Origin of the sequence: Micromonospora sicca, assembly GCF_003172935.1 — a bacterium.
Taxonomy (GTDB): domain Bacteria; phylum Actinomycetota; class Actinomycetes; order Mycobacteriales; family Micromonosporaceae; genus Micromonospora; species Micromonospora sicca.
The window spans coordinates 1-3,435 of the sequence record NZ_QGKS01000474.1 but is presented as its reverse complement, the minus strand read 5'-3'; the positions used below and the strand labels follow the sequence as shown (position 1 = coordinate 3,435).

Below are 3,435 nucleotides of genomic sequence, written 5' to 3'. Positions count from 1 at the left end.
GCCGCTGCGCGGCGAGGACACCCCGGAGGAGCTGCTCGCCGCGGTGGCCCGCGAGGACGGTCGGCAGCGCGACCCGTGGCCGGAGCGGGACGTGGCGGTGCTGGCGCTGGCGCTCTGCGCCGGGCTGCGCCTGTCCGAACTGCTGGCGCTGCGGGTGGCGTCGGTGGCCGGGCGGCCCGGGGAACGCCGGGTCAACGTGGCGGGCAAGGGCGGTCGTCCCCGGGTGATGCCGATCGAGGACGACCTGGACCGGGTGCTGGCGGACTATCTGGACAGTCGCGCCCGCCGGTTCGGTGCGCGCAGCGTACGGCCGGATTCCGCGCTGCTGGTGGATCGGCGGGGCGAGCCGCTGCGCCGGGGTGGGTTGCAGTATCTGGTGGAGTCCTGTTACCGGCGGGCCGGGATCGGCGACCGGGTGCCGCACGGGGCGCGGCTGCACGCGCTGCGGCACACGTTCGCGACCCGGCTGGCGGAGGACGGGGCGAGCGCGGCGGAGATCATGCGGCTGCTGGGGCACGCGTCGCTGGCGTCGTCGCAGACCTACATCGAGGTGACGGCGGGTCAGCAGCGGGCGGCGGTGCGGTCGAACCGTACGAACCGGGCGTTGGCGGGTCTGGGGTGGGGGCGAGCTGTCGGGTGAGGAGCGGGGGTCGGGGTCTCACCGCGGCGGGCCGGCGTATCGACAAGGCCTTCCGGGAGCCGTTCGCTGTCGACGGTGAGCCGGTGTTGATCGGCGCGAGCACCGGCATGGTCTGCGGTGACCCGGACGAGGGCGGCGAGCGGACGTCGCAATGGACACGGCCAGGCAGGAGCGCCGCGAGGTTTCGGGGGCACGGACCAGCGTGGCGTGAGGCGCGCCAGGTCGGTCGTGCCCGCTGCTGGTGGCACGCGGTCAGCCGTGCGGACGGTGCCGCCGGTCGAGCGAACGACGGTGCCGCTGCAGTGCCCGCTGGTGGGCGTACGCGAGCAGCCGGTCGAACTCCGCTGCGCTGCGGACGCCGGGGTTGAGCACGCACGCCCAGCCGTGGGTGCCGTAGGCGGGGTGGGGAAGGATCTGGTCGAGGGTGGTGAAGTCGACCGACGAGTGGTGGTCGGCGCACTGGGCCGGCGGGTAGCCGAACCGGTGCTGGAACTCCTGGCGGCCGATGTCCAGGTTGACCCGGAAGACGCCCGGCCGGTCGAGCTGTGAGTCCTCGTCGAAGCCGGTGGTGTCGTGCGCGACGATCGTGGCGAAGGGTCGTCGGTGGTCGGGGCCGACGAAGAAGAACCGGTCGCCCCAGCTCGACGGCGGGGCGCCGGACGCCTCGTCGGCCCGTACGACGGTGACCTCGGGCAGGGCGAGGATGCGGTCGGCGATGTCGTCCTCGCTCGGGGCCGGCCGGGTCGCGTCGACGTGCAGCAGGGCGTCGCAGTGCTCGAGGGTCGCCTCGTCGAGCGGGAAGTATCCCTGTTCGGGGGTGATGTCGGTGCGGGTGCGCAGGGTGCCCGCCCGCTGCAGGGGTGCGGGGTCGACGAGGGCGGCGCGCCGGCCCAGGGCACCCTCGAACGTGTCGGCGGCCGGTTCCGCCAGGTTCAGGGCGGCGCTGGCGCCGAGGCTGCCGACGACGACCGCGTAGCGCCGGCCCAGCAGTGCCGACACGATGGCCCCGGCGCTGGACCACCGCAGGTCCATGTCGGCCAGTCGCCAGGTGCTGGGGTGCCGCTGCAGGTGGCGGTTGTGGGCGAAGACCAGTGTGGGCCCGCGGTCCTGTTCGCCGGTGCGGATGTCGAGCAGGTGCTGGGCCATCCAGGCGTCGCGGACGGCGAGCAGCCGGGAGGTGCGTGCGGCCGGGGTGGTCTTCTGGGCGGCCTGGGCGTGGTAGCGCAGCAGACCCAGCGCGGTGGTGGCGTGCACCCGGGTGCGGTGCCAGGCGGCGCGTGACGTTGCGGCCGTCAGCGCCGGGGCGTGGGCGTGCAGGGTGGTGAGCAGGTCGTCGGCGACGACGCGCAGCGCGGCGGCTTCGGGCGTGGCGCCGACGGACCGCTCCGGGTCCATGATCGCCGCCTGGTCGTGCCACCGTTCGTCGTCGCCGAGGAGGCTGTCGAGGTCGGCGCGGCCGTGCAGGAATGTGTCCGGCCCGAGGTGTTGGACCAGGTAGGTGTGCACGTGCTGCAGGTGGCGTCGGGGGCTGGGCGCGCCGGTCATCTCCAGTGGCGCGTCGAACCCGTGGAAGGACAGGCGTTCGGCCGGCGGGCGGCCGTCGTTGTACGCGCGCATCCAGGCCACGAGCTCGCGATTGGCGTCGAGCTGTCCGAAGCCGTGGCTGAAGCCGCGGGTCAGCACCGTCTCGAGGTCGGCGTCGCCGCCGTGGACGTACGCGTCGACGTGGAACGCGGCGACGCGGTCGGACTCGACGGCGACGGACCGGAAGCCGTGCGCGACCAGCGCTTCGAGGATGCGGTTGCGCAGGTGTGGGAAGGCCGGCTCGCCGTGGGTGGGCTCGCCGAGGGCCAGGAGCTGCGGCGGCGCGGGCAACGCCCGCAGCAGGGACGCGACCGCGGCGGCGTGGCCGGGTCCGGTCAGGTCGTACGACCAGCCGGCGGCAGGTACGGGAGAAGAAGCCATGACCTCTACCGTATCGTTGAACGTCCCGTTGAGACTTTTCCGCGATGCGACCCGGGGGCTGCATGTGAACCCTCAAGCCGCGGGGCAGGTCTGTCGGCCGGTGGATCTCGCCCGGGCGCACGGCTACCCGGTCGGCGCCGAGATCATGCGGGCGGCGGTCCGCGGTGAGGTCGACGCGGCCCTGCGCGCGGTCGACCGCAGTCACGCCCAGTTGCTGGCCGACCGGGAGACGCTCGATGCCGTCGAGACGACCGTCGGCGTGCTCACCGCGGCGCCCGCTTCCAGCCGGCCCGACCGGCCGCCGGCCGTCGGGGCCCTGGCCCACCGGCTCGGCGTGACCCCGTCGACCCTGCGCACGTGGGAACGGGCCGATGTGCTGACCCGGCACGTGACCCGCGCGTCGCGGCAACGCCGGTACGGCCGGGACGACGTCCGGGACGCCGAGCTGGCCCAGCTGCTGCGCCGCGGCGGCTACCGGCTGGCGCATCTGGCGACCGTCATGCGGCAGGTGCGGGCCGCCGACGGGACCTGGGCCGCTGGCGGAGTCGCTGGACGGGTGGCGGCGCCGGTTGGCCTCGCGGGGGCGCGCGATGCTGGTGGCCTGCGGCCGCCTCGCCGACTACCTCGAGGCGGCCGGAGGCTGACCGGTTCCGGCCGGTGGCAGGATCGCCGTGGCGACGTACGCCCGGTGCCACGCGGTCCTGGCGGCGGACGCGCCGGGCCGGGAGGTGGCGTTGCGGCCGGCGTTCGAGGCGGCGGTGGCGGATCTTCAGGTGGCGTCGGCGGCGCAGCGGGGGCGGCGGGCGGACGAGGTGGTGGCGTCGCTGTCG

General features: G+C 75.0%; 3 protein-coding genes. 2 read left to right on the top strand and 1 reads right to left on the bottom strand.

The features are described from left to right. Window positions 1-640 (top strand): tyrosine-type recombinase/integrase (locus DKT69_RS34715; RefSeq protein ID WP_146231293.1); only part of this gene is annotated, 640 nt, incomplete at its 5' end. Window positions 641-892: 252 nt separating this feature from the next. On the opposite strand, the gene DKT69_RS34710 is transcribed toward DKT69_RS34715, so the two are convergent. Next, window positions 893-2,605, bottom strand: a complete 1,713-nt coding sequence (locus DKT69_RS34710; protein ID WP_109805608.1) for a DUF6194 family protein — start codon at window positions 2,603-2,605, stop codon at window positions 893-895. A 100-nt stretch (window positions 2,606-2,705) separates the two neighbouring features. On the opposite strand from DKT69_RS34710, the gene DKT69_RS34705 reads away from it, so the two are divergent. Next, window positions 2,706-3,435, top strand: a 730-nt coding sequence (locus DKT69_RS34705) for a MerR family transcriptional regulator (protein WP_161558011.1), incomplete at its 3' end; no start/stop codon positions are given.

What these genes read in the sequence shown, in the direction of transcription:
- DKT69_RS34710 (WP_109805608.1), bottom strand. Translation starts at nt 2,605, where the DNA reads ATGGCTTCTTCTCCCGTACCTGCCGCCGGCTGGTCGTACGACCTGACC.